General features: G+C 38.8%; 1 protein-coding gene. It reads right to left on the bottom strand.

Translation table 11 applies throughout. The annotated features are described in order from the left end of the window. Positions 1 to 167 precede the first annotated feature (167 nt). The gene (locus ACYQ2O_RS12330) at positions 168 to 1,142 is read right to left on the bottom strand and encodes a cell wall-binding repeat-containing protein (protein WP_459796712.1); all 975 of its coding nucleotides are present in this window, start codon (positions 1,140 to 1,142) and stop codon (positions 168 to 170) included. Positions 1,143 to 1,244 lie beyond the last annotated feature (102 nt).

Raw genomic sequence — 1,244 nt, 5'->3', positions numbered from 1 at the left:
GGGTTCCGACTGTAAATTGTTTGATAAAGTGATCAATACTCGAATAAAACTCGTTTTTTTCTGAATTATTTGGTAAAATGTTAGCCATAAGACATCTCTCCTTGGAATGTTGGTTGTGACTCACATTCTACCAAAGAGAGCTGTCTTTTTCTTTACTTTTAAGCTGATTAATCTAAATAATCCTTATGATGTAAAGGATAGAACGGAGTTCTTAAGGGTGCGAAACTTGAGTTAATATCTTTAATATGTGTGTTCCATTGACTTAACTGGAAACTCGTATGTCCAAAACTTGTCGCAATCGATCTAAATGTATCTCCTCGTTCAACAGTATAGACTCCATTTGTATGAACTCTATTGATGACGATATTTTTTAAAACGTTTGCTGTGCTGGTCGGTATAGTCACCGTGCCACCCAGTATTACAAAATGGTCTAATTTATTATCTTTAGAATATGTTATTGCACTATCAATATCTCTATCACGATTACTTAGCAGAAGTACTCCGCTTCCTTCTCTAGAAGCAATAACGGATCCAGTAAGAACATCTGCAAATGCAGTTCCTGAACCTACGTACACTTTATTGTTTCGTAATCCCCAGTGTGACAAAACTCTTTTATTAACTTCATAGCGATCTCTCCCAGTTAACCGAGAAACATTAGTCACTCGATTTCTCAACTGTGCTTCTGTCGTTGCACTTACTGAGTCTGGTCCCCCGATAATACGCCAGTCCTGAACTGTACTTGTAATGCGATTTACTTCGGGGTGCAGTTCGTTAGCTCTTGTTAGCAAAATAGGTTGCTGGTATCTTCCTGCGACTGCGGATATACTAACAGCATCAGCATAAGCATCACCGTTTACCAGGTGAGCAGTAGATGGACCGCGTAATGAAATAAGTTCTTCAGCAATCATTCTTGATGTGTCATAACGGGTTTGACCCGCAATACGTCTAACAGATAGCCCTCTATTTTTTAAAGTTGTACTGATATGCTCAGGAACTGAGTTAGGACCTCCTAGAATAATGACCTTACTCGCTTTCAGACGACTTATTTCATTTAAAGTCTCGCTATCGATTCTAGTCCCGTTAACTAGTAGCATAGGTGCATTGTGGTACGCTGCTAGTTGTAGAAAAGCAAAATAATCCAGCCAGTAAATGTCACTTTATTCCGGCAGTTTTATTTAAGAAAATGAGGCAATTAAGCGACAGAATCTGTTTATTCCAGCACGTTTGTCAGTTTAGACCAGCGG

The organism is Alkalibacterium sp. m-11 (genome assembly GCF_054658155.1).
Note: the sequence above shows the minus strand (reverse complement) of the source record. Positions and strands in the feature narration are given on the sequence as shown.